General features: G+C 71.6%; 18 protein-coding genes and 1 pseudogene. 12 read left to right on the top strand and 7 right to left on the bottom strand.

Features of this window, described 5'->3' with window-relative positions; translation table 11 throughout:
• Positions 1-48: 48 nt before the first annotated feature.
• Genes ACQEU6_RS38655 through ACQEU6_RS38645 form a run of 3 tightly spaced genes read left to right on the top strand, consistent with a single transcriptional unit; the run spans position 49 to position 4110 of the window.
• Complete coding sequence (locus ACQEU6_RS38655) at positions 49-2073, top strand: WD40 repeat domain-containing serine/threonine protein kinase (RefSeq protein WP_499338650.1); 2025 nt, start codon at positions 49-51, stop codon at positions 2071-2073.
• A gap of 22 nt (positions 2074-2095) precedes the next feature.
• A complete protein-coding gene (locus ACQEU6_RS38650; RefSeq protein WP_499340492.1) occupies positions 2096-3106 on the top strand; it encodes a serine/threonine-protein kinase in 1011 nt (336 codons plus the stop codon).
• A complete protein-coding gene (locus ACQEU6_RS38645; protein WP_499338649.1) occupies positions 3088-4110 on the top strand; it encodes a WD40 repeat domain-containing protein in 1023 nt (340 codons plus the stop codon). The genes ACQEU6_RS38650 and ACQEU6_RS38645 overlap by 19 nt, the downstream gene beginning before the upstream one ends.
• A gap of 654 nt (positions 4111-4764) precedes the next feature.
• Here ACQEU6_RS38645 and ACQEU6_RS38640 read toward each other — a convergent pair.
• Positions 4765-5715: pseudogene (locus ACQEU6_RS38640) on the bottom strand (RecQ family ATP-dependent DNA helicase); the annotation flags it as partial.
• Between the two features lie 302 nt (positions 5716-6017).
• Positions 6018-6764 (bottom strand): NAD-dependent epimerase/dehydratase family protein, encoded by a 747-nt coding sequence (locus ACQEU6_RS38635; protein ID WP_499338648.1) that lies wholly within the window; start codon positions 6762-6764, stop codon positions 6018-6020.
• Positions 6765-6924: 160 nt separating this feature from the next.
• Between ACQEU6_RS38635 and ACQEU6_RS38630 the strand changes: the two genes are divergently transcribed.
• Positions 6925-8229 (top strand): outer membrane protein assembly factor BamB family protein, encoded by a 1305-nt coding sequence (locus ACQEU6_RS38630; RefSeq protein ID WP_499338647.1) that lies wholly within the window; start codon positions 6925-6927, stop codon positions 8227-8229.
• 57 nt (positions 8230-8286) lie between these two features.
• On the opposite strand, the gene ACQEU6_RS38625 is transcribed toward ACQEU6_RS38630, so the two are convergent.
• Positions 8287-8985: a TetR/AcrR family transcriptional regulator gene (locus ACQEU6_RS38625; protein ID WP_499338646.1), complete on the bottom strand. Its 699-nt coding sequence runs from the start codon at positions 8983-8985 to the stop codon at positions 8287-8289.
• A gap of 145 nt (positions 8986-9130) precedes the next feature.
• Between ACQEU6_RS38625 and ACQEU6_RS38620 the strand changes: the two genes are divergently transcribed.
• Together ACQEU6_RS38620 and ACQEU6_RS38615 are read left to right on the top strand one after the other, a co-directional pair.
• Positions 9131-9943, top strand: coding sequence for an SDR family NAD(P)-dependent oxidoreductase (locus ACQEU6_RS38620; protein ID WP_499338645.1), 813 nt, complete (start codon positions 9131-9133; stop codon positions 9941-9943).
• An 84-nt stretch (positions 9944-10027) separates the two neighbouring features.
• A complete protein-coding gene (locus ACQEU6_RS38615; RefSeq protein ID WP_499338644.1) occupies positions 10028-10225 on the top strand; it encodes a hypothetical protein in 198 nt (65 codons plus the stop codon).
• Between the two features lie 4 nt (positions 10226-10229).
• Here ACQEU6_RS38615 and ACQEU6_RS38610 read toward each other — a convergent pair whose 3' ends face one another.
• Together ACQEU6_RS38610 and ACQEU6_RS38605 are read right to left on the bottom strand one after the other, a co-directional pair.
• A complete protein-coding gene (locus tag ACQEU6_RS38610; protein WP_499338643.1) occupies positions 10230-11684 on the bottom strand; it encodes a hypothetical protein in 1455 nt (484 codons plus the stop codon).
• Positions 11668-13425, bottom strand: coding sequence for a hypothetical protein (locus ACQEU6_RS38605; protein WP_499338642.1), 1758 nt, complete (start codon positions 13423-13425; stop codon positions 11668-11670). The genes ACQEU6_RS38610 and ACQEU6_RS38605 overlap by 17 nt, the downstream gene beginning before the upstream one ends.
• Positions 13426-14175: 750 nt before the next feature.
• On the opposite strand from ACQEU6_RS38605, the gene ACQEU6_RS38600 reads away from it, so the two are divergent.
• The 5 genes from ACQEU6_RS38600 (at position 14176) to ACQEU6_RS38580 (ending at position 19993) form a co-directional block, all read left to right on the top strand.
• A complete protein-coding gene (locus ACQEU6_RS38600; RefSeq protein ID WP_499338641.1) occupies positions 14176-14760 on the top strand; it encodes a dihydrofolate reductase family protein in 585 nt (194 codons plus the stop codon).
• A 191-nt stretch (positions 14761-14951) separates the two neighbouring features.
• A complete protein-coding gene (locus ACQEU6_RS38595) occupies positions 14952-16241 on the top strand; it encodes a helix-turn-helix domain-containing protein (RefSeq protein ID WP_499338640.1) in 1290 nt (429 codons plus the stop codon).
• A gap of 13 nt (positions 16242-16254) precedes the next feature.
• Complete coding sequence (locus ACQEU6_RS38590; protein WP_499338639.1) at positions 16255-16980, top strand: toll/interleukin-1 receptor domain-containing protein; 726 nt, start codon at positions 16255-16257, stop codon at positions 16978-16980.
• Positions 16977-18884 (top strand): hypothetical protein, encoded by a 1908-nt coding sequence (locus ACQEU6_RS38585; protein ID WP_499338638.1) that lies wholly within the window; start codon positions 16977-16979, stop codon positions 18882-18884. Before ACQEU6_RS38590 ends, ACQEU6_RS38585 begins: the two co-directional genes overlap by 4 nt.
• Before the next feature lie 92 nt (positions 18885-18976).
• Complete coding sequence (locus ACQEU6_RS38580; RefSeq protein ID WP_499338637.1) at positions 18977-19993, top strand: hypothetical protein; 1017 nt, start codon at positions 18977-18979, stop codon at positions 19991-19993.
• 350 nt (positions 19994-20343) lie between these two features.
• Here ACQEU6_RS38580 and ACQEU6_RS38575 read toward each other — a convergent pair whose 3' ends face one another.
• Positions 20344-20802: a hypothetical protein gene (locus tag ACQEU6_RS38575; RefSeq protein ID WP_499338636.1), complete on the bottom strand. Its 459-nt coding sequence runs from the start codon at positions 20800-20802 to the stop codon at positions 20344-20346.
• Positions 20803-21099: 297 nt separating this feature from the next.
• Here ACQEU6_RS38575 and ACQEU6_RS38570 point away from each other — a divergent pair, with 297 nt between their 5' ends.
• Positions 21100-22464 carry an MFS transporter gene (locus ACQEU6_RS38570; RefSeq protein ID WP_499338635.1) on the top strand — a complete coding sequence of 455 codons (1365 nt, stop codon included), beginning with the start codon at positions 21100-21102 and terminating at the stop codon, positions 22462-22464.
• Here the strand turns inward: ACQEU6_RS38570 and ACQEU6_RS38565 are convergent.
• Entirely contained in the window at positions 22437-24668 is a 2232-nt protein-coding gene (locus ACQEU6_RS38565; protein ID WP_499338634.1) for a lantibiotic dehydratase, read from the bottom strand. The genes ACQEU6_RS38570 and ACQEU6_RS38565 overlap by 28 nt on opposite strands.
• Positions 24669-24810: the final 142 nt, after the last annotated feature.

Here is a 24810-nt window from a genome sequence, read left to right as displayed (position 1 = left end):
TGGCGATCAATCAGACGTTATTGTCTTTTTGAGAGAGGGAGGTGTGCCGTGAGACCTCTGGAGGCTACCGATCCCCGCCAGATCGGGCATTACCGGATGCTCGCCCAGCTCGGCCGCGGAGGCATGGGGCGGGTGCTGCTCGGCGGCGGGCCGGACGGGCGGCTGGCCGCGGTCAAGCTCGTCGACGAGCAGTTCGTGCACGACGACGGGTTCCGCGGGCGGTTCCGCCGCGAGGTCCGCGCCTCCCGCAGGGTCGCCGGGGCCTACACCGCGGCGGTGATCGACGCCGACCCCGAGGCGGCCGAGCCCTGGCTGGCCTCGGTGTACGTTCCGGGTCCGTCGCTGCACGAGGTCGTCGCCGCGAGCGGTCCGCTGGCGGGCGGACCGGCGCTCCGGCTGGCCGCCGGCCTCGCCGCCGCGCTGACCGAGGTGCACCGCGCCGGGCTGGTGCACCGCGACCTGAAGCCGTCCAACGTGCTGCTCACCGAGGACGGCCTGCGAGTGATCGACTTCGGGGTCGCGCGGGCCGCCGAGGGTGAGGACGGCACCCAGCTCACCCGTACCGGCGCCCTGATCGGGACGCCCGGCTTCATGTCCCCGGAGCAGGCCCTGGGGCGGGACCTGACCACCGCCAGCGACGTCTTCTCGCTGGGCTCGACGCTGGTGTACGCCTGCGTCGGCCGCGGCCCGTTCTCCGCGCGGAGCACCCCGCAGACCCTGCAGAACGTGATCCACGCCCAGCCCGTGCTGGGCGACCTGCCGGACCGGATCCGCGAGATCGTCCCTGCCTGTCTGGCCAAGGATCCGGCCGCACGGCCAGGGCCCGCCGATCTGCTGCGGTGGATCGGCGAGGTGCCGCCGTCCGCCCGGCCCTGGCCGGACCCGGTGCACGACACGATCGCGCGGCAGGACGCCGAGGTCGCCCGGCTGCTTCAGGCTCCGCGGGCCCCGGCGCCGCACGTCCCGCCCGCGCCGGCGCCCACGCCCACGGCCGTCGCGCCGGCGCCGGACAGGAGGCGGTTCCTGCTGGTGGCGGGCGGCGGCGCCCTCGGCCTCGCCGCGATCGGCGGGGCCGCCGCCTGGGCGCTGCGCGGTGACGGCGAGCCGGCATCCGGCCGGAAGAACGCGTCCGGCGGAAGCGGCGGTACGGACGCGAAGCCGCTGGCGGTCCTGGAGGGCCATGCCGGTTCCGTGCACTACGCGGAGTTCAGCAGCGCGGGTGATCTCCTGGTCACCGCCGGGGAGGACGGCACCGTACGGCTGTGGGACGCCGGGACCCGGCGGCCGTCCGGCCAGCCGCTCAAGATCGCTCCCAAGTCGGCCCTCAGGGCCAGGTTCGACAGGGCGGGGCGGCTGCTGCTCACCGCCAGCATGGACGGCGGTATCAAGGTGTGGGACGTGCGGACCCGCCAGCAGGTCGGCGCGACCCTCGGCATCCCCATGTTCGACTTCAGCGACGATCCGGCCCCGGTGAGCGACGTGGCCTTCAGTCCGGCCGGGGACCGGCTGGCGGCCATCGGCTCCCATCTGAAGGTGTGGGACACCGGGTCCCGCAAGGAGGTGAGCGGGCTCACCTTCGACAACGCGAACATCATGTCGTTCATCGCGTTCAGCGGGGACGGGCGGCGCCTGGCCTTCACCACCAAGGATCAGGTGCGGCTGTTGGACGTGGACTCCCGCAAGGAGGTCGGGCAGCCCCTGCGCGGGCACACCGTCCAGATCACGCAGGCGGCGATGAGCCCGGACGGCCGGACGCTGGCGACCGGGGGCGCCGACATGACCGTGCGGCTGTGGGACGTCCAGCGTGCGGCGCCGCTCGGTGAGATCGTGCCCGCGAGCGACCACGCCCCGCAGGGCGTCGCGTTCAGCCGGGACGGCCGGCTGCTGGCCACCGTCGGCAACGACGCCACCGTCCGGCTGTGGGACGTGGCAGGGCGCAAGGAGGTCGGGAAGCCGATCATCCGCCCGGGCAAGGCCTCCGCCGTGGCGTTCAGCCCGGACGGGAAGGCCCTCGCCGTCGGCGGCGACGAGAAGGTGTGGCTGTACGACATCGCCGGCCGCACCCGCGCCTGAACCGCCGGTGAGCCAGGTGACCATGCGACCGCTCGCCGCGTCCGACCCGGAGCGGGTCGGGCACTACCGGATGCTCGGCGAGCTCGGGCGCGGTGGGATGGGCCGGGTGCTGCTGGGGTCCGCGCCCGACGGGCGGCCGGTCGCGGTGAAGCTCATGCACGCCCGGCTCACCGGCGCCCCCGGTTTCCGGGAGCGGTTCCGCGCCGAGGTGGCGGCCACCCGCAGCGTGTCGGGCGCGTACACGGCCGCCGTGCTCGACGCGGACGCCGACGCGCCGGCCCCGTGGCTGGCGTCGGTGTACGTGCCGGGGCCGTCGCTGCGGGACGCGGTCCGGGCCGCCGGGCCGCTGCCGGAGCCGGCGGCGCTGCGGCTGGCGGCCGGGCTCACGGCCGCGCTCGCGGAGATCCACCGGGCCGGGCTGGTGCACCGCGACCTCAAGCCGTCGAACGTGCTCCTGGCCGCCGACGGCCCGAAGGTGATCGACTTCGGGGTCGCGCGGGCGGCCGAGGGCGACGGCGGCGAGGGGCAGACCGGCGTCCTGGCCGGAACGCCCGGGTACATGTCGCCGGAACAGGCCGAGGAGGGATGGGCGTCCGCGGCCGGCGACGTCTTCTCGCTGGGGTCGGTGCTGGTGTACGCCTGCACGGGCCGCGGCCCCTTCGACGGGCCCGGCCCGGCGCAGGCGCTCTACTACGTCGTGCACGCCGAGCCCGACCTGTCCGCCGTACCGGACCGGCTCCGCCCGGCGGTCGCGGCCTGCCTGGCCAAGGACCCGGCCGGGCGGCCGGACCCCGCCCGGCTGGCGGCGATGCTCGGCGCGGTCGCCCCGGCCGCGCAGCCGTGGCCGCCCGCGGTCCAGCGGATGATCGACGAGCGGCGGGCCTGGATCGGGTGGGCGCCCGGCCCGGAACCCGCGGCGACCCTGGTCGACACGCGCCGCCCCGCGTGTTCACCGCCCTCGGCTCCCCGCGGGCCGCGCCGGCGGCGTGCGCGGCGGCGGCCACGGTCCTGGTGGTGGCGGCCCTCGTGGTGACGGCCCTGCTGGTGGCGCCGTGGCCGGGATCGGCCGCCCGGAGCGATCCCGGGGCGCGCCGGTCCACGGCCCCGCCGCAGAGCCGCGCGCTGCGCGGGCACACCGCGTCCGTGCGCGACCTGGTGTTCACCCCGGACGGCCGGACGCTGGCCAGTGCAGGCGACGACGCCACGGTACGGCTCTGGAACGTCGCGGACGGCAAGCAGCGCCGCGCGCCCCTCGACCACCCCGACGGCGTCAACGCTCTGGCGATCAGCCACGGCGGCAGCACCCTGTACACCGCGGGCGACGACGGGCGCCTCCGCCTCTTCCCGGTGTCGGGCAAGGGCGAGCCGGGCGACCTCGACATCGATCTCGGGCCCCTGACGTCCCTGGCCCTGAGCCCGGACGACCGCGTCCTGGCCACCAGCAACACGGACCAGTCCGTGCGGCTGTGGGACCTGGACGACGCGAAGGTGGGCCCGCTCCTGGAGACCGGCGCCGGAAACGTGCAGGCCCTGGCGTTCGCCCCGGACAGCCGGATGCTGGCCATCGGCACGACCGGCACCGAGGAGGATCCCAAGACCGGGAACACCCGCGGTGTGACGCAAGTGTGGGAGGTGTACGACCGCAAGAGGCTCAGCGGCAACCTGTCCGGGCACGACTCCTGGACAGAGGACGTGGCGTTCAGCCCCGACGGGCGGACGCTCGCGACGGCGGGCGGTGAGACCGTCCTCCTGTGGGACGTGGCCCGAAGCCTCCAGACGGGCACTCCGTTCCAGTGCGACGGCCGCTGCCACACGGCGGTGTTCAGCCCGGACGGCCGCACCCTCGCGGCCGGAGGCTCGCAGGGGACCGTCCGGCTGTGGGACGTGACCCGCCACCGGCAACTCGGCCCGGCGCTCACCGGGCACGACGGCGCCGTCCTCAGCGTGCGCTTCAGCCCGGACGGCCGCACCCTCGCCACCGGCGGCCAGGACGGCACCGTCCGCCTGTGGAAGGTGCCCGGTTCGTCGGGGCAGTGAAAGTCGCGCCGAACAGCCGCCATGGCATCTGCGCCTGGGGATTAAGACACGCCGGCGGTGGACTTCGTGCTGGCTGCGGTCTTGCCTCGGCGTGAACGGGATGTGCGTCGGCGTGCGCGTCGCGCTGCTGAACGGGCTGTGCCGGGGCGGAGGGTCAGGAGGTCGGCGTCGCGCTGGATCGCTTCCAGGGACAGCGTGCGGTGGCCGGCGTCCTCGAAGAGCACGGTGATCCGGTCGGGTTCTCCCCGCATGACCGTGCCGGTTCCCCACGCGGTGTGCCGCACCTCGGCGTGTAGGGGGAACGGGGCGTTGTCGGATTGGTCCGACGGTGTGGTCGTCCTTTCGGCACGGTCCGGGGTGCGGGTTGCTGCGGGAGTCGTCGACGCGGCGGCGGTTCTCGTCGAGTTCTGTGGCGCGGGCCATGGCCTCCTCGGGCGGCGACCCTTCCTGGACGTAGCGCAGGTTTCCCTTGCCGGTCGTTTCCACGGCTCCGGCCTGTTCCAGCAAGTTGACCAGGCTGGTGAGCTTGGACGCGCCGACGCCCAGGGTGGTGCGCATCTCGCTCGCCGGGACGGTGCCGCCGTGGGCCTGGAGGAGCGTCGCGGTCTGGAGCAGCTTCTCCTCGTCGGGCTTGCCCGCCGCGTAGAAGCGGCGCAGTCCGAGGTCCTGCGATCGGTAGAACAGGACGGCCGTCGCGGGCTCGCCGTCCCGTCCGGCACGGCCGATCTCCTGGTAGTACGACTCCGGGGACTCCAGCAGGGCGGCGTGCAGCACGTAGCGGACGTCGGGCTTGTCGATCCCCATGCCGAACGCGGAGGTGGCCACGACGACGTCGAGTTCGTCGCCCTGGAACGCTTCGTGGACCCGGTGCCGGTCGGCCGCCTTCATTCCGGCGTGGTGGACGGCCGCACGCAGGCCCGCCGCGGTCAACTCCTCGCCGTATGCCTCGGCGTCACGCCTGGTGGCGACGTAGACGAGACCCAGGCCCCTGCGCCCGGCGGCGTCCTCGACCAGTGCCCGCCTCTTGTCCGCCTCCTCGTGGAACCGCCGCACCTCCAGGGACAGGTTGGGCCGGTCGAAACCGCGGACGATCTGCCGTGCCTCGCCGATCCCGAGCGCGGCGAGGACGTCGGCGCGTACCGGCGGCGAGGCGGTCGCGGTCAGCGCGATCACCGGAGGATGCCCGAGTTGCTCGATCACCCGGCCGAGGCGCTGGTGGTCCGGCCGGAAGTCGTGGCCCCACGAGGAGACGCAGCGCGCCTCGTCGACGGCGACCAGCGACGGGCGGACGGCGGCGAGCCGCTCCACGACCGACGGCTTGGCCAGCTGCTCGGGCGAGAGGAAGACGTACTCCGCCCTGCCCGCCCGGATCTGGTCCATGGCGTCCTCGCTCGCACCGCCGGACTGGGCGGAGTTGACCATCACGGCGCCGCCGGCGTCGCGACCGGCGAGCGCGACCATCTGGTCCCGTTGCAGGGCGATCAGGGGCGAGACCACCACGGTCGGCCCGGGAAGCAGCTGGGCGGGGACCTGGTAGACGGCGGACTTGCCGCCGCCGGTCGGCATGACCAGCAGCACGTCACGGCCCCGCAGCAGGTGCTCCATCGCCTCGCCCTGGCCCGGGCGCAGGTCCGGCCAGCCGAAGACCTCCCTGGCCACCCGGCGCAGCCGGCGGCGCCTCCCCAACCGGCCCCAGACGACCCGCATGCCCATTGAGTCCTCCTCGCACCGTGTCCCCGCCGCCGAGTTCGAGGACCGTACGCCGGTGCGGCGCAGGCCGTCCACCCTCGGCGAAGGCGACGAAACACGCGGAGGTCTTTCTCAGGAACGCCCCCGGAAACGTCCACCACCACTGCGCTGCGAAAACACATGTCGGCACCACGCGCGCTTTCCGCCGGTCGCTGGAATCACGCCTGCCGAACGCTGACGCGGGGGCGTCTGAGGCAGTCGTTCACCGGGAGGCGCGGGTGCGGTGGATGAGGTTTTCGGCTGCGCCTTGCCAGGAATTCCACCGCTCGGACGAAGTCCCGGTCATGGATCCAGGACACGTACTGCGCGCCGCCCGCCACCGGGCCGCCGAGGCCGAGGCGCGCCAGCCGGAGCAGGTAGTCGAAGACCCCGCCGCGGTCGGGGCTCATCACCATGGCGGTGCGCAGGGCGACCTTGCGGGTGGACGGTGTCGCGGCCTGCCGCTGCGCCCGCTCCCAGTCCTTGGCGATCTTCACGCTGTAGGCCCAGTAGCGGGGGACGCCGGGCTCGGCGCCGCCGAGCATGCCGGACGCCTCGTCGTTGGGCGCGTCGTAGCGGTGGGCGTAGACGGTGGCGGTGCTCATCTGGAGCCAGACCCGAGGCGGCCTCGCGGCAGCGGCGATCGACGCGCCGACGGCCTGGGTGGAGCGCACCCGCGAATCCATCATGGCTTGCAGGGTGGCCGGCGAGTATCGGCAGCTCACGCTGCGTCCGGCCAGGTTGATCACTACGTCGGCGCCGTCGATCGCCCCGGTCCAGGGGCCCGGCGTCTCGCCGTCCCAGAAGATCTCGTGCTCGCGGGTCGGCCGCCTGGTCAGGACCGCGACGTCATGGCCGGCGGCGGTCAGCGCGCGGTTCAGGATCGCGCCCACCTGGCCGGTTCCCCCGGGTATCACGATCTTCATCGCGGCTCCCCCCGTCTCACGAATCATCCCGACGCCAGTATTTGAACACGTTCAATACTCGGTCGCAAGGAGACCGGCGGGCCGCGAGCGGTGACGACCGTCGCGTCGTCCGGTGTCGGCGGGCCGGTCGCGGCGTTCGCCGTCGTCGCTCCCGGGGGCGATGACGGCCGAGGGGGCGCGACGGGACAATGTCGGGATGATCCGCTCCCGGCTTGGTGTGGGGACCGCCGCCCTCGTGGTCCTGGTGAGTACGGCTGGGGCCTCCTGCTCCGGTACCCCGTTGACGTCGCCGTCCCGTGAAGGACCGGCCGCGGCCTGGTCCCTGTCCGTGCCGACCGGTGAGAACACCACGGCGATGGCAGGGCGGGTCGCGGTGATCGCCAATGACCGGACGGTGCTCGGGGTCGATCCCGGGTCCGGGCGGCAGGTGTGGCGGGTGCCCTCCGGGCAGGACGACGAGGTCGACGTGGCGGGCGCCCTGATCGTGCACCGGCGCGAGACCCCGGCCGGCACGGTTCGGTTCAGCGTCATCGACGCGGCGAACGGCGGGACGCTCTGGCAGGACGGTCCGGTCACGAAGGCGCAGGTGACGACGGACGCCGTCCTCATCACCGCCTGCGGCGACGGGGGCGGCTGCAAGATCACCCGGAGGGATCTGCGGACGGGGAGGGTCCGCTGGAGTCTCCCGGGCGACGAGGTGCGGTTGGCGAACGCGGTGGTCGGGGTGCGGCGGCCGCTCGTCCCGGACACCGGTCAGGTCTTCGCCTCCCGGCACGGCGACGACCGGCCATGGGGCGGTGGGGAGAAGACCGGCGGGAGCGGCTGGTACTCGGTGGTGGCCGGGCGGACGCTGATCACCACCGACCACGACCCTCCGTCCGGCGACGAGGAATGCACGGTCACCGTCGCCGCGGCCGAGGCGGGGAGCGGTCACCGCGAATGGACCCGGAAGGTCTACGGGGGACGCACGGCCGACGGCGAGTGCGAGAAGCGGCTCGCGCCGTCCAGCACCGGCCTCGACCTGATCGGCGACGGCCGCCGGATCGCCGCGTCGACCGACACCGGCAGGCCGCAGGTCTTCGACCTCGCCTCGGGACGGACGGTCTGGCGCGGCGACGCGGCTGGCGTTCCGATCGACGGTGACGGGCACGCGCTTCTGGTTCGCGAGCACGCGGACACCGGCGCCCTCTCCCTGCTGGACTTCGCCACCGGCCGCGTCCTGTGGAAGGCGCCCGATCCGGGCCTGCCGGGAGTCTCCGCCAGCTGGGAGACCGCCGTCACGCAGCGGCGCGTCGCCGTCAGCGGAGCCGAGGACGACCACCCGTTCGTCCTCGTCTACGACGCGTCCACCGGTCGTCGGCTCGGCCGCTTCCCGGGATGGCTGCAAGGGCTCGGGGACGACTGGGTCGCGATCGGCCACGACGCCAAGGCGAACACGCTCACCTACGACTTCATCCGAATCTGAACGGCCCTGTGGACGGTGACCGGTCGCGGGCCCGCCCGGATCGTCGAGCCGGCTCCGTCATGGCGTTCCTTCCCTGCCCTGCCGCTCCGCCTCCGGCCCGCCGGGCGTGGTGTCCTCCAGACGGTCGACGGTGGCCGGGGCGATCCCGGTGTCGGGAGTGATGGCGCAGGCGGTGCGCAGTGTCGCGGTCAGCGCGCTGGTCGCCAGCCGCACGAGATGCTCCTGCGGGACGTCGTGGTTCTGGATGTGGTCGACGATGAGTTCGTCGAGGTAGCCGACCCAGCCGCGCATGGAGGCGCGGAGTACGGGGTGGACGGGGTGGCCGACGCCGAGGGCGTCGAGGACGCGGACCGCGCCTTGCCAACGCAGGTCCTCGATGATGGCGCGGACCTCGGGGTCCGAACCGTTGCCGCCGCGGATCAGGGTGAGGAATCCCGCGGCGTGGCGGTCCATGTAGGTGATGTGCCGGCCGACGGCGTCGCGGAGCCGCTCGGCCGGCGTCTCGCCGGACGGCGGGGTCTCCTGGAGGGTTCGGAGCGCGTCGCCAGCCGCACGGATGGTGGCCAGGTAGAGGCCGCGCTTGTTGGTGAAGTGGTGAGCGATCAGCCCGTACGCGACGCCGGCGCGTCTGGCGATCTCGGTGGTCGTCACTTCGTCGTAGGCGCGTTCCGAGAACAGCTGCGACGCGGCCGCGACGAGCCGGAGGCGCCGGTCGACGCGGGGTGTCTCGGTGCCGTCGAGTTGCGGGCCGGTCATGGCAGAAGCCTAGGGCGCGGTCGGCCGGTGGCGGCGGGCCCTTGCTTGACGGTCCGGAGGAGCAGGACTACCGTCCCAAATTGATTGATAATCAGTCAATGTGGGAGGCCTGATGGGCGGCGCCATTCCGGCAGGAGCAAGGCGGGTGGGCGGTCGTTCCGTGGCGGAGGCGCCGGTCCTGGTGACGGGCGCGTCGAGCGGGATCGGCCGAGCGGTGACGTTCGCCCTGGCGAGGCGGGGTGCGCGGTTGGCGATCGCCGCCCGTCGCCGGGCGGCCCTGGAAGAGATCGCCGATCAGATCGAGGACGCCGGCCTGGTGCGCCCCCACGTGATCGAGGCGGACCTGTCGCGCCCCGGCGCGGCCGCCGAGCTGGCGCGCAACGCGATCTCCGCGCTGGGGACGGTGCGGATCCTGATCAACAACGCCGGCGTCGGCCTGGTGGCCGCGCAGTGCGCCACCGGCGACGACGACCGGGCACGGGCGCTGTTCGAGACGAACCTCTGGTCTCCGCTCGCCCTGACCCGGCATCTGTACCCGGCCCTGCACTCCGGCGGCGGGCTGGTGGTGAACGTCACCTCCACCCTCCGGGCCGTGCCGATCCCGCTTCTGGGCTACTACGGCGCCTCGAAGGCCGCCCTGGCGCATCTGACCCTGACGCTGCGCCACGAGCTGCGGGGCACCGGCGTGTCGGTGCTGGAGATCGTGCCCGGTGCCACGGACACCGCCGCCCGCGACATCGATCTGCTCCCCTGGCGGGCCGGACCGATGCGAACCCCGCCGCCGGTGTCTCCCGAGTCGGCGGCCAGGGCGATCGTGAAGGCCATCGAGCTCGGCGAGCGTCGCCGCAGCCATCCGGTGACGTCGCTCCTGCCGCTGGAGATACCGGCGCTGGGCCGGCTCATCGCCAGGATCGTGACCCGCCGGGTCGACACCGATCCCGCCAGACCGGCGGCGTGAGCACGGCTGTCATAGCAGGTCGCCGTCCTGCAGAAGCGGGCACGCGACGCGGCGTTCTCCGGGGCCGATCCGACGGATCTCCCATTGGACGAACTGGCGATGGCCGTGCTTCCCGTGGAATGCGAAACGAGCAGTGTGTTCGCAAAGGAGGAGCGCCGTGAACACAGAGAGGAATTGAAGGCCATCGCGGCGCAATTCGACCAGGCGGTGCCCGGGCTGCGCAAGGCGCTGCGCAATTCGTTCCTGTCGAGCAGGGGTACCGGCGGCGGCTGGGGCGACTGAGCGCTCAGGCGAGGGGGCCGGTGGCGACGGTGATGGTGCCGCCCGGAAGCCAGCTGGTGCCGGTGTGCGCGTGTTGCGCCGAGGCTCTCGACGGCATGAAGGTGACGAGGGAGGCCGCGTACAGCCGGGGCGGGCCTTCTGTTCCCTCGGGGCCGCGCCATGTCCGGTAGCCGACGGTGGTGGGCGTCTCGTCCGGGAAGCGGGCCCGCAGCTCGGCGGCGTAGCGGAGCGGCTCCGGGTCGCGCGGGGAGAAGCGCAGCGGGAGCATCTGCGCGGCCGGGATGGCCAGCAGCGGCGCGCTGAGCAGCCAGGGAGCCAGGTAGGCGCCCTGGCCGCGCAGGCTGCCGCGCGCCATCCGGCGCAGCGCCGCGTCCGCCCCGGACCAGCCCGAGACGAGGATGACGGGACGGTCCGCACCGGCCGCCGAGATCTTCATTCCGGCCTTCGCGCTCGCCTCCCGGACGACCAGCGACGCGGCCCGCGACCGGGGCGACCCGTCGCCGAGGAGGTGGACGGAGCGGACCCCGCGCCCCGCGAGGAACCCGACCGTCGCGCGGAGCGCGCCGGCGTCCGCGGCGTCGAGCCGGTCGGCCGGGCAGGGGACGGTCGTGCCGCCGCCCGAGACGAGGGCGCCGAGGGCGGCGCTCGCGCATTCGGGGCCGTCCGTGCTCAGCCGAGGCGAGGCGGCCGGGCCCCGGCCGGTGTCGACCGTGACGGAGGCCGTCCGGCCGCCGGCCGCCACGCGGATCCGGCTGCGGCCGGACGGGAGCCACACCTGCCGCCAGGTTCCCGGGGCGCCCGGCATCCGCGCCGTGGCGCCCCCCGGGTCGCGGGAGGTCCCCACCGAGACCGGACGGTCGCCGGTGTGGACGAGGTTCCAGCCGGGGCGCTGCGGCGCCACCAGGATCGCCAGGCGCTGCCCGGCCAGGTCGACCTCGCGCAACAGCGGAACGCCGGGGGCGACCCGGTCCCGGACGGCCGCGAGCGACCCGTCCACGGTGAGGGTCGCGAGCGCGACGGTCAGCACCGCGCCGGACGCGACGGAGCGCCGGGGGTGCCGGAGCGCGCGGGGCGTCGCGAGCACCACCGCGGCCAGGGCGAGGGCCACGAGAACGCGGTCCACGGCCACCAGGTAGCCGACCGCGGCGACGGCGGCGACGACCGAGACGAGCACGGTGAGGCGCCGGGACTGCGGGCCGGTGCGCGGCCGGAGCAGCGCGGCGCCCGCGACGACGGCGGTGGCGAGCAGGGCGGCGACGCGGATCGCCGCGGTCGTCCAGCCGCCGTCCGGGACCGCGCCGTGCCCGCCGTGGCCGCCGTCCGCCCACGCCGGAGAGGCGAGAAACAGCAGCGCCGGGGAGGCGAGGAGCAGCGGCGCCATGGAGGGGAGGAGCAGCGGCGCCGCCGTCCCCCTCCCGGCGGACGGCGGCGCACGCCGGACGTCAGCGGACGTCGGCATCGGAGACCGCGAACAGGACGCCGTGCGGCCGGGCGTCGCCGGTCTCGCCGTGCGGCCACGCGGACCGGTTGAACTCCACGCACGAACGGCCGGTGTGCTCGTCCTTGAAACTCCGGTCCAGGGAGAGCTGCTGCCGCGGCGAGATGTCGACCATGCAGACGCGGTGGTCGCCGTCGAACGGCGACGCGGCGACGAAGTAGTTCGCCAGCGCGAGCCGCGCCGGCTGCGGCGTCTCCTGGTAGTGGCCGCCGGGGCCCTGCCGGAAGTTGTCCAGCGCCGCCCAGTGCGGGCCGCCGGTCGTCGGGTCCTCGACGGGCAGGACGCTCACCAGGGACGGGCAGTCGGGCTCGGCGCCGCCGCGGGTCACCTCTTCCATCGTGTCGATGTTGCAGCGGGTCCGCTTGCCCGCGCCGACGAGCTTGCGGATGTCCAGCACGTACACCATGCCGGTGTCCTTGCCGCCGGACGACTCGTCCCCCCGGCGCATGACGACGTGGTAGAGGTAGCGGTCGTCCGCGCTGGTCTGGAGCCAGGAGCCGCCGTCCATGCCGACGCGGTTGTCCAGGTCGGGGGCCAGCCTGGTGAACGCGGTCGTGTCGTCGAAGACCTCGCGCCACGTCGGCTTCGGGTCGGTGATGTCGGGGGTGTAGTAGATGGACGCCCCGCCCATCGTCGACACGAAACCGCCCCGGTTGCGGCGCTCGTTGGTGAGCGCGGTCTCCATCACCACGCGGGGCTCCTCCTCGATGAGGAAGGGCTCCTTGCGCGGACCGTCCGGCAGGCGGGACACCGACAGCAGCCTGGGGCGGTCGCGGTTCGCGATGTCGTAGATCCGCACCGTGTCGCGGGCGATGTAGAAGTCGGCCGTCGGGATCAGCATCAGGCTCCGCACCTCGGCGAAGTCGCTGGTGACCAGCCGGTTCAGGTCCTCGCGCACCCGGATGCCGTGCGGGTTGGCGCAGGTCGGCGGGTCCACCTGCGGGATGCTGTGGCAGGTGTCGGGTTCGGCGGCCTCGGTGGCCGCCGGGTACTCGACCCGCACCCTGCCGGTCTGGTCCAGCCGGAGCACCTCGCCGGGGGTGCCGGCCGCGCCGTTGCCGGTCCTGACCTCGCCGTGCGTGTACGTGCAGGGGCCGGGGACGTTGGGCCCGCCCATGTAGGCGCCGTAGACGGTGCCGTCCTTCAGAGTGGTGAAGGCGTCCGGTGCCGTGCCGCAGGGCGTGTCCGTGGCGGTGACGACCCCGCTGAGCCCGACCTGGGGAAGCTGCGCGACGTCGAACACGTAGGTCGTGTCGCTGAGCAGGCCGCCGGCGTACACCTTGTCGCCCTTGTGCCACACGTACTGCATGTGGTGCGGCTCGTTCTGCAGCAGCGGGCCGATGGTCGCGGTGTTGACGACCTTGCCGTAGTCGCGGGACCCCTTCGTCGCGTCGATCACGGCGAGGAAGTCGGGGTCGGCGGAGCCCTCGGCGTCGGCCTTCCGGTGGGCGGCGTGGCCCGCGGCGCCCACCGGGCCGCCGGGGACGCTCGCGTCGCCCGTCCAGACCAGCAGCCATTCCTTCCGGCGGCCGTCGCGCTTCGTCCGGACGATGTGGTTCGTCACGGTGTAGGTGGTGCCGTCGCGTCCCCTGACGCTGGACGTGCTGACGTCCACGTCACCGGGTCCGGCGCCCGCCCCCGCCACGGGCGGGAACGCGACGAGGCCGGCGGCGGCGGCCGCCAGCGCGATGAAAACGATCACTCTTCGGCGCAGGTTCGAGATTGGTGCGCTGCCGACCATGGCCTTCTCCCCCGTGTTTTCGCAGGCGGGATCGCCGATCGGGCGTCAATTTACTATACTAATTACTAGCTATCCAGGGTCGGGCGCGCGGCATGCGAGGCCGAAGGCGGAAGTGCCGCGGGGATTGCTTCGCCGGTGTCCGCGGACACCCCGGACGTGAAAGATTCCGTGTTCGAGGACTCCATTCCCGCGCGGCGCCGCGAGCCGTTCGGTCCGGCGCCCCGCCGGATGCGCCTTACGGCGCGCCTCCGCACCTGTCGATGCACGACCGGCGCGCTCGCCCCGAACTTCGCAGGCAGCACGGGCCATGCACACTTGCCGGTCGGAGCATACGGCGTCATGTCGAACTCCTTTCGACGCCCCGCCCGGCGATTCGACAGTTCTACCGACGCCGGGTGAACTCGGGGGTCAATGACCGGCCCGTTCGGTCGGCTCACCTCGCGCCGACCGCCGCGCGACATCCGGCACCCCGGCCCCCGATCCCACCGCGCATCCCCGCCATTCCCCGGAGGACCCGCCCGCGACAACGCGACCAAGCTTCATAATCCTCTAGCTGACCGAATCCGGCCGCCGTCCAAGAGTTTGGGTGAAGCGCTTCGACGCCCGGTCGGGATTCGCCTCCGACGAGGTGTCGTTCTCGGCGCCGGGCGTTCGTGTAGGGGGTGACAGGGCCGCGGAAGGGCGGCCCGCGCCACGGAGAGGATCAGGTCGATGCGTTCGATCAGCGTCACGATGTTCGTCACCCTCGACGGAGTCGTCCAGGGGCTGGGACGCCCGGACGAGGACACCCGCGGCGGGTTCGCCCACGGAGGCTGGGGCCCGCGGTACACCGACGAGGTGATGGGCCGCGAGATGGCCGAGGGGATGGCCGACGCCGGGGACATGCTGTTCGGCCGCCGGACGTGGGAGGACTTCCTCAAGGCATGGGGACGGGCCACCGACGGCAACCCGTACACCCGGCACATGAACGCGGCCAGGAAGTACGTCGTGTCGAGGTCGCTGGACGACGCGGACGCCTGGGAGAACTCGATCCTGCTGCGCGGCGAGGCCGTCGAGACGGTGGCGGAGCTGAAGGCGCGGCCCGGCGGCGTCCTCGCGGTCAACGGCAGCGCCTCACTGGTCCGGAGCCTGCACGCCGCCGGGCTGGTCGACCGCTACACCCTGCTGATCCACCCGCTCACCCTCGGCACCGGCCGGCGCCTCTTCGAAGGCCCCGCTCCCCTGACCGAGTTCGAGCTCACCGCCAGCATCACCACCCCCAAAGGCGTGATCATCGCCCGCTACGCCCGCCGCTGAGCCTTCGTCAGGGCGGCCCGAGTAGCAAGAATGTCACTTGAAGCGTTCATCGACAAACATGGCGATCTCCTGTTCCCTCCATAAGAGGAAACGGGAAACACCGGGAGCCACTTGTCCAGTCGGCCTTGCCTCACGCAGTCTTACTGGCGGTGGCTCCCGGACAGTCCAGGTAGCAGCGATGGAGGGTTCAAGTGGTCCAGCAAGCCACCGCATTCGGAGAGGAACTTCGACGAAGACGTCTTGCGGCCGGGTTCAGCCTCACCGGCCTGGCCCAACGGGTTCATTACAGCAAGGGCCAGCTCAGCAAGGTCGAGCGGGGCATCAAGAGTCCCAGCCGGGAACTGGCGCGTCTCTGCGACGCCGCGCTCGACGCAGGAGGGACGCTCGTCGCTCTCACTCAGGAGAACCGCCCCGGGGATCACGTCACAGCGGAAACAAGTGCTGACGAGGAGGTGTGGATAATGCAATTGTCGCCAGACGGTCAGAGCCGTTTCCTGCCGATAAGCCGTCGACAGGCGGTCATGGCCGGCGCCGCATCGGTCGCGGGCATGAGCATCGGCCGTCCTGCCATCTATCCCGAAAAAGAAGATACATCTCTTCTCGGATCTTATCGGTCCTTATTTGATCAGTATCGGCAACTCGGCCAGGCCTCCAACGCCGGGCCGCTCGTACCCGTCCTCATAGCCCAGACGCATGCTCTCCAGGAACTGTCCCGCCAAGTGGGGGCGAGAACGCGCCAGGGGCTGCTGCGGCTCGGATCCCGCTACGCCGAGTACATCGGCTGGCTGGTGCAGGAGAACGGCGACGATGCCGGGGCTCAGTGGTGGACCCGGCGTGCCGTCGAGCTTGCGGAGGCCGGCGGCGACCCCGATCTCGCCGCGTATGCGCTGGTCCGCCGCGCACTCGTCACCCTCTATCGTGACGACGCCGACCAGACGATCGGGCTGGCCCGGCGGGCGCAAGGCGGCGGAGAACCACCCCGGATCCGGGGTTTGGCCGCACAGCGAGAAGCCCAGGGACACGCACTGGCCGGTGATTACGACTCGTGCATGCGATGCCTGGAGCAGGCGCGCACTCTGCTCGCCCAGCATGCGGAGAGCTTGGAGTCGCCCGTCATCGGCACGACGAATCTTCCGGATCCGGCCGAGATGGTCCGAGGCTGGTGCCTGTACGACCTGGGCCGACCCGGCGCGGCCGCCCAGGTCATCGCGACGCAGCTGGCACAGGTGCCCGAGCGGGCCGTGCGCACGCGAGTCCGCTTCGGTGTCCGCGGGGCACTGGCCCATGCCGCCGACGGTGAAATCGATCAAGCTTGCCTGCTGACCCAGGGGCTGCTGAGAGACATCACCACGCTCAGGTCGGCGACGGTCTTCACCGACCTGAGCGTCCTGGCACGAACTCTCTCGCGTCACCCGAAGAACCCGTCTGTGAGCGAACTGATGCCCGGACTCGGCACGGCGCTGCGAGCCGCTGTTCCGTAGTGAGGAGACCAGAATGCAGATCGTCTTCGTGAACTACCGCACCGGCGACGGCGACGAAGCCGCCGCCCTGCTGGAGCGGAGTCTGTCCGACAGGTTCGGCCGGGAGAAGATCTTCCGGGCCACGACCTCCATCAGCCCGGGCCGGTCCTATCCGGACGAGCTGCTGAACGCCGTGCGTCGCAGCGCCGTCCTCCTCGCCGTCATCGGTCCCGGGTGGGTCCGCGATCCGCGGCTGCGGGAGGAGAGCGACTGGGTCCGCCGGGAGATCCTGGAAGCGTACGCCTCGGGAGCCACCGTCATCCCGGTGCTGAAGGGCCGGACGACCGAACGTCTGAAGGCAGCGGACCTGCCGCCCGAACTGAAGCGCCTGGCCAACGTTCAATCTCTGCGGCTGGATCCCCGAGACTGCGAAAGGGAGTTGCGGCACATCGGCGATTACCTGGCCCAGCTCGTCCCCGAACTGGGGCAAGCAGAGGAGGAGACTTCCGGGCCTTCCGCCATCGCCGACGTGCACAACACCGTGAGCGCCCCTCGTGGGCCGGTCATCCAGGGCCGCGACATCCGCGGCGATGTCGGCACCGTCGTCAAAGGGGCCCATGGCTCGGTCCACACCGGGAAGGGCGACATCAACCAGAACTCCCCTCAGTTCTCCGGCGATGGGGCGACGTACATCCAGGGCGACAACCACGGTGGCGTCAATCACCGCTTCAGCCGGGCCCGCAGGGAGGAAGAGGGGTGAGTGACTCCTTTGAGACGCACGTTTCGGGGGCTCCAGGGAGCTTCCACGGAGGAAAGGGGGACATCAACAACGTCTTCGTGCTGCATTCCGGCACGCGGAGGGCGTCCCTCCGGAAGAAGCCGGCGGATGAGCAGTGGTGGCTCAGACGCCGCTTCGTAGAGCCGGCGGGACTGAGTGAGGCGCGGGGGATCCTCAAAGCCTCGCACACCGTGTTCATCGACGGAGCACCAGGCAGCGGCCGGGTCGCAGCAGCTCAGATCCTTCTGCAGGAACTCCAGGACGACGCCGGGCAGCTTCGTGAACTGACACCGCAAGAAGAAGAGAACGCCCCGCCCATCGATCACACCCATGTGGGCGACGGCGACCTGGTGTGGCTCGACCTCTCAGCAATCACCGGGCCGCTCTGGGAGGAGGTCCGCGCGGAACTCTCCTCGCTCCGTGCGACCGTGCAGGAACGCGACGCCTACCTTGCCATCATCCTGCCGAACAAGGCGGCGACCCTCGAACCGGCCGTGGCCCGATACCGCGCAAGGATCGAACGTCCTGCGGTCACCGACGTTCTGGCGCGGTATCTCCAGGTGGAGAAGATCCACCGGCCCACACCGCTGCCTCCGCTCCGGTTCTTGGGCACCGACCGGCGCATGAGCGACATTCCCACCTACGTGGACCTCATCTGCCGGGCCCGAGATGAGCACCGCGAAGGCGGCTTCGCGGTGTGGAGCGAGGCGGCCTTCACCGCCTGGTCCGGTCAAGCCCAGGATGTGGCCGAGCAGATGACCGCGCTGGCCACAGGGCAGGAGCGCGCCCTGCTCATCGCCGTCGCCATGCTCCACGAGGCCCACGCCGACGTCGTGCACCGTGCCAGCGCGGCCCTTCTCGACAAAGCGGAACACCCACCGGAAGATCTTCCGTTGCTGGAGCATGCGTTTCTCGACAGGCGACTTCATGACATCGGCGCGCGGCTCGCCCCATCCGGCGCGGTGCAGTTCGACAAACTCGACTACGACGCCGCGGTCCGGTCGTATGTCTGGACTCATATGCCGGCCCTCCACGACACTTTGCAAGCCTGGGTCGTGAGCACGGTGAACTGGCCGGACCTCTCAGCTCCCGAGTGGAGGAATCTTGTCGAGCGGTTCACCGACCTCTGCCTGATGCACGAGCGGTACGGACAGACCCTGGTATCACTGCTGAATCAGCTGATCACATCTCCGAACACTGGACGTAAGGTGGAGGCGGCCGCCCAGATCCTCCAGCGTGGCCTACGAGATGAGAAGCAGGGGAGATTCTTCCGGCGGCAGATATACGAATGGTCGCGATACACCAACATCTCAAGCCAGCTCGCCGATCTGATCATTACGGCGTGCCGGGACGAGATGATGGTGAAGTATCCCGCAGAGGCCCTGGTCCGCTTACACCATCTGGCACGGCGCGAGTCCGGCACCCGCGCTCACGACACCCTCGTGGCGCTCGCGAAAGACGCTCCTCGGCTTCGCCGGCAGATGCTTGCACGCTTGACCGAATCTGCCTACGAACCGGGAAAGTACTCCTCGGATATCACTCTCTTCCTGGAACTCGCTGATCCGGGGGCGCTGACCGCGCCTGGTCGACGCAACCACGCTCTGATCGCTGAGAGAGCTATCCGACGCCAGTTGGCCATGGGCTGGACTCTTGTCCTGGCGCGGCTCCCTTACGAGGAGTGGGCTCCGTTTGCCCGGCGATGGCTAAGCGTCGCCGTCGAGGACGAGCGTCATCGCGACACTCTCCTCGACGTGCTCATGCAGGGAACCAAGGGAGACCCGAATCTCTTGTCGTGCCTCTATGAGATGACACGCACGAGGATGTCGCTGATGCCTCTCAGTACTCCGATCAGTCAACGCTTCGAAACCTTTCCCAACCCCCAGTAGCTCACCATTCACGCCGACATCAGGAGAGAACCGTGTGTGCCGGACGTCATCTCACGACCGTCTATTTCGTGGTCACCGCGGGAGCGGTTCTCATGGGTCTGATGATCTTTGCTCCCTGGCCGCTGTGGACGGCTTTCGGTGCGGCGGTCGCGATCTTTGGCCTGCTGCTCCTCCGGGCGGGGAAACCGAGAGGTCAGCGGAGAAGGAACTCCCCCTCGGAAGTGTTCGCATACGCACCGGCCGCCGCTGCGGACGTCAGAGCGACGCGCCTGCCCGACGTCCTGCTCCCCAGCAGGTCTCCGGACTATCGCTTCCAATTCTCCGCCACGGTGATGTGGTCACCGACGGCGAACGAGACGACCGAATCCGAGACCAATTATGCCGCTCTCGCGGTCAACGCGGTGTTGGAGCGGGCCTATGAACTCACCGAGAGGCGAGATCCCGGGCATGCCTCGCTCGTCCAGCATGAGTTGGCCGGGGCGCTGGGTGAGATGCGGATGGACTCGACGGGACGTCTGCACGCAAGAGCCGAGTCAGTCCGGCTCGCGCTTCCCGGGCCTGACCAGGAGCGCTTGGACAAGCTCGCCGTGGTCCGCAAGGAAGAGGCCATCTGGGAACACGCCCGCAAATACGAGCAGAATAGGCGAGACTATCTCAAGCATGACGTGCTGAAGGACCCCGGAAGCGCCGTCGTGTGGTGGCTAACGAAGAACGATGATCAGGTGGATCGAACGGTAAGAGACATCGGCCTGCTCGCACAGCTCTCGTCTGCCGCGAACAATTCCGTAGTACCGCAGGCATTCCTCTCCTTCTTGTCTAATTCCACTGCGCACAATGGTTCGCTTACCGACGAACCGTCGAGGTTGAACGGCTCAGACCCGGCAGGATCGACGAGAGACGAGGGGCCCGCACTGGAGAGCTTCGAAGCCTTCTTACGCGCGTTGAGGTTCGATCATTCAGACCCGCAACGTCGCCTGTTCGCCCGGCAGATTTCCGAACTGGCCACCAAGCACGGCCGGCAGGATATCGCCGAGAAGCTCATCCGCCGGTACGACCCACCTAGTGAATCCGACGCCACGGACAACAAGGAATGGCTCGATGGAAGCTGAACTCTCCGCACTTGCGAGCGCCGGAGCGACTGCACTCATCGCACTGATGGACTCAGATTCCTGGTCGCAGGCGAAAGACGGTTTGGTGCGCCTGTTCGGGCGTCACGTGTCCGCGGAGGCACCACTTCAGGAACTGGAGTCCTCACGAACCGAGGTACTGGCGGCGCACCTTGCGCACGATGCTCCGAAGGTCGAGGAGATAGGAGGCCGTTGGCGTGCCCGACTGGAGTCGATGCTCCACGCAGACCCCACTGCGAAAGAGGAGGTCCAACGCCTTCTCACCAATCAGACACCACGTCCGGCAAGCCCGGTTTCAAACTTCAACAGCGGCGACGTGAGGTTCGGATCCGTCATCCAGGCCGGCCATATCTCGGGAGACTTGAACCTCGCACCTCCGTCCAGCGAGCCCGGTAGTACACGCGATCAATCACCGTAGTATTCGCATCGACGTACGAGACCTTATGGAATTCCGCCCGGAGGTCGCTCAATCCATGGGTGACGCCCGCGGAGGAAGTCGCCAGGAGATCTCGCACGGAAATCGACAGAGTCGCAGCGTGCCAGCCGAGATAAATCGCGACGGCTTCCCAGCAGAAGATGTTGAAGCGGGCGAGCAGCAGGTATCCCAGAAGTCGGTTCAGCCAGGCACCGTAGTGTTTCGCGGGCTCGGCAGAGGCCTTGATGTCGACCAGGGTCCGGCCCTCGACCAGATCCGCGACGGCGAACCCCGGAGACAGGGACGGCGCGATGACGGTTCGCTCCCCCAACTTCGTGAGTTCCTGGCGGCCGGAGCGCAGGTAACCCTGCCACATGTGGTGCAAGCCGTGGAATGTCGGATGGTCCTCATGGGCGCGCCCCCACCGCGCGCAGCCTGCAGTGTCAGTAGGAGCGAGGGACGTACCTGGTGTCATCGGCGGGCACCTGGTCGCAGGCGGCCGGAGGAAAGCCCGCAGTGGTCAGCAGGTTGGGACATGTCTCGGCCGGCAGAAATGACGGCAGCCCCCAGTGGGCCGGTTTGGGGGGTGGTGAGCGGTTTGGGGGTTGGCTAGCTTTTGGGCTGGATGGTTGGGGTGAGGAGGGTTGTGGTTTCTGGGGAGGCGTCTGGTCGGGTGGGGGTCGGGGGCGGGGGGCCCGCGCTGGCGTTGCTGTGCGGGTGCCAGCTCACGCTGGTGGTCGACGCCTCGATCGTGAACATCGCCCTGCCCGGCATCCAGCGGGGGCTCGGGTTCAGTGACGCCGGGCTCTCGTGGGTGGTCAACGCCTACACGCTCGCGTTCGGCGGGCTGCTGCTCCTCGGGGGGCGGGCCGGTGATCTGCTCGGGCATCGGCGGGTGTTCACGGTCGGGATCGGGGTGTTCACCGTCGCCTCGCTGGCCGGAGGGCTCGCGCTCACACCGGGCTGGCTGCTGGCGGCGCGGGCGGCGCAGGGGGTCGGGGCCGCGCTCGCGGGGCCGGGGGCGCTGGCGCTCATCGCGACCACGTTCCAGGACGCGGAGCGCCGGAGCCGAGCGCTGGCCGTGTTCTCCATGGTCGCGAGCGTGGGAATGGTCGTCGGGCTGGTGCTCGGCGGCGTCCTGACCGCGTGGGCGTCCTGGCGGGCCGTGCTGTTCGTCAACGTCCCGGTGGGCCTCGCGATCGTGCTGCTCGTGCCGCGGGTCGTGCGGGAGTCGGACAGGCGGGAGGGGCGCTTCGACGCGGGCGGGGCGCTCGCGTGCACCGCCGGGTCGGCGCTGCTGGTGTACGGGTTCATCCGCGCCGCCGAGCGGGGGTGGTCCGGGACGCTCACGGTGGGCGCGTTCTGCGCGGCGGGGGTGCTGCTGGCGCTGTTCCCGGTGGTCGAGGCGCGGGCGCGGCAGCCGATCGTGCCGCTGGGGCTGTTCGCCGACCGGGACCGGGTGGGCTCGTTCCTCATGCGGTTCCTGCTCACGGCGGCCATGAGCGGGATGCTGTTCTTCCTGACGCTCTACGTGCAGGGGGTGCTGGGGTACGGGCCGCTGGCGACGGGGTTCGGGTTCCTGCCGACGACGATCGCGCTGGTCGCCGCCAGCCGGGCGGTGCCCGGGCTGCTGCCCCGGTACGGGCCGCGGCCGATCATGGCGGTCGGGGCCGTGCTGTGCGTGGTCGGGATGGTGTGGCTGACGCGGGTGGCGCCGGACGGCTCCTACGTCGCGACGATCCTCGGGCCGGTGCTGCTGTTCGGGGCCGGGACGGGCCTGGTGGCGGTGGCGGCGACGTTCGTGGCGATGCGGTCGGTGCCGCCCGGAGAGTCCGGGGCCGCCTCGGCGCTGCTGCAGGCCATGCAGCAGATCGGCGGGTCGCTGGGCGTCGCCGTCCTGGTCACCGTGGACCATGCCGGCACGTCGAGGCTGGACGGCATGCGCGACGCGTTCACGGCCGGGGTGGCGTTCACCGCGTGCATGCTCCCGGCGCTGGCCGCCTTCCGCGCTCAGGGACGTTCCGGATCGCAGAGCTGAAGGCGCAGCTCGCAGCTGTAGCGCCGTCCCTGCGCGTCGGGCAGCCACGATTCGTCCAGGTCCGGCAGGAGTTCGGTGAAGACGACGGGGACGCCGTCGCCGGACGTCGCGCGGGCGGCGCGCAGCAGCGTGGCGAACGAGGAGACGTAGCGGGGGCCGGTGAAGTCGACGTAGACCGGTTTGACCTCCGTGCCGACCTTCGCGAAGACGCGCTCGGGCATGCCGAGGGAGCGGCGCAGGCGGCGGGCGGCGAGGTACTCCTCGGGGCCGTGCGCGGGCGCGAGGCCCGTCCCGCCGACGGTCGTGCGCCAGGTCTCGCGGGCGACGACGAGCCCGTCCAGCGTGAGCCGCGGATGGTGGGGGCCCGCGCCGGCGAGCTTGAACGCCTCGGTGCCGAGCCAGCCGAACAGCAGCGCGAACACCTCGCGGAGCGGGCGCCGGAGCCCGTCCGGCCCGGCGACCTCCAGGGCTCCGTCACGCTCTGACACGGTGAGCGCGACCAGCGGCAGGACGCGGGCGGGGTCGGCTCCCGGCGCCGCCGCGAAGGCGAGCTGGCGGTCGGTGACGCCGAGGACGGGCGCGATGCGCGCCGTGTACTGGGGCCACCAGGTCGGGTAGAGGGGCCGGAACTGGGGGCCGATGTCCTCGGCCGCCGCGGCCCGCAGCCGGCCCGGGTCGGGGTGCCGGTCGGCGAAGACGGCGCAGTCGAGGGTCGGCCACGCGGTGTGCATCTCGCCGAGGACGAGGGTGAACTCGCCGGCCGCCATCGCCTCGGCGCCGGCCGCGCCGAGGCACAGGTCGGGGCTGTGGATGCGGGCACCCGCCCAGCCGGGGCGCTCGGCGGCGAAGAGCCGGGCGGCGGGCTCCGCCAGGTCGGCGGCGGTGAAGGCCAGGCGGCGCTCCCCCGCCGCGCCGTCCAGGCCGAACAGCGCGTTCCAGCGGCGGGCGAACTCGGCGGCGACCGCGTCCACCGGGAGCTCCCGCCCGGTCAGCAGGGGCTGGGCGGCGTCCCAGAACGCCGGCATCGGCACGCCGCCGGCGCCCGGTTCGAGCAGGTCGCGGTACAGGTCGCGGAACGCGGTGTCGTAGGCGTCCGCGAGGGTCGCCGACAGCCAGCGCGCGGCGGGCAGGAGGACGGCCCCGAACGGGCCGGACAGCGCGTCCAGGAGCGGGCGGCCGAACGTGACGTCCAGGTCGCGGACGGTGTCCTCGTAGCAGAGCCGCCGCCCCGCGTACATCTGCCCGCTGCGCCGCTCCGGCTCCGCCCCGGTGACGGCGGTGAACTCGGCGTCCAGGCGGTGCAGCGCTTCGGCCAGCGCGTCGGCGTCGCCCGCCGCGGCGGCCACGGAGGCGCGCGCCCGGTCGAGGCGGTCGAGTCCGGCCAGGGCCCGTTCCCGGGCCCGCGGCTCGGGGATCGCGTCGAGGGTGTCACGCAGCACGCGCTCCGCCCGCGGGTTGTACGGCATGTTCACGCCCCGCCAGACGATCCCGTCGTCGACCAGCCGGTCCAGGGCCGCCACGAGGTGCGGGACGGGAGCGGCCTCGGCCGCGGCCCGGGCGCCGTCGCAGCGGGACAGCACCTCGGCTTCGGCGTCGGTCAGGCGCCGCGGGTCCTCCCCCGGTCGCAGGACGCGGCCGCCGTCGGCGAGCACGTGCGGGTGGACGCCGGCGGGCAGCCACGGCGCCACGTCCGGGTCGTCCAGAAGCGCGGCGACGTAGGCCTCCAGCGCCCAGAACTCGAAGTCGACCTTGCGGGACCGCACCAGTCCCCCGCCGGGCCGCGCCTCGACCGCGGCCGCCGCCTCGGGGTCGAGCGTCCCCCAGGCGACCGGACCGAAGAAGCCCGCGGTGTCGTTCTTGCCGCAGTAGCGCTGCCAGTAGCGGACGAGGGTGTTCTCGCGTCCCCGCCGCTTCTTGCGCTCCAGCCTCGGGTTCTTCCCCGGCCGGACGGCCGGGCCGTCGGCGAGACGTGCCAAATGCCGCGCGGCGGTGGGATTCTGCCATGTCACCGCCTCGCGGAAGAGCGGATCGGCGGCGATCCTCGCGGCGGCGCGGCCCGCGTCCGCCAATGCGGCGTCCATGGCCTGCGCGAATTCGGTTTCACCGGCGACTCCGTCGAGAAAGGCGTCGGCGGTCGCGGCGCATTCCGGCGCGGCGAAAAGCGCGAGCCCGTCGGCAGGGAATCCGGTGGAGCGGATCAGCACATCTCGCCAAACCGACCATCGCGTTCCGGGTAGCGGCACCGAGTGCCGTCCGTCGCCCACTGCGATCTCCCTCCGCCACCGGAAACGGCTCTCGCGCCGCGAAGAAGATCAACCTAATGTGTGATTTGTTCGCCGTCACTTC

The organism is Spirillospora sp. CA-108201, from assembly GCF_050936235.1.
Lineage (GTDB): Bacteria > Actinomycetota > Actinomycetes > Streptosporangiales > Streptosporangiaceae > Spirillospora.
The sequence above is the reverse complement of the archived record's forward strand: the minus strand, read 5'-3'. Positions and strand labels throughout refer to the sequence as shown.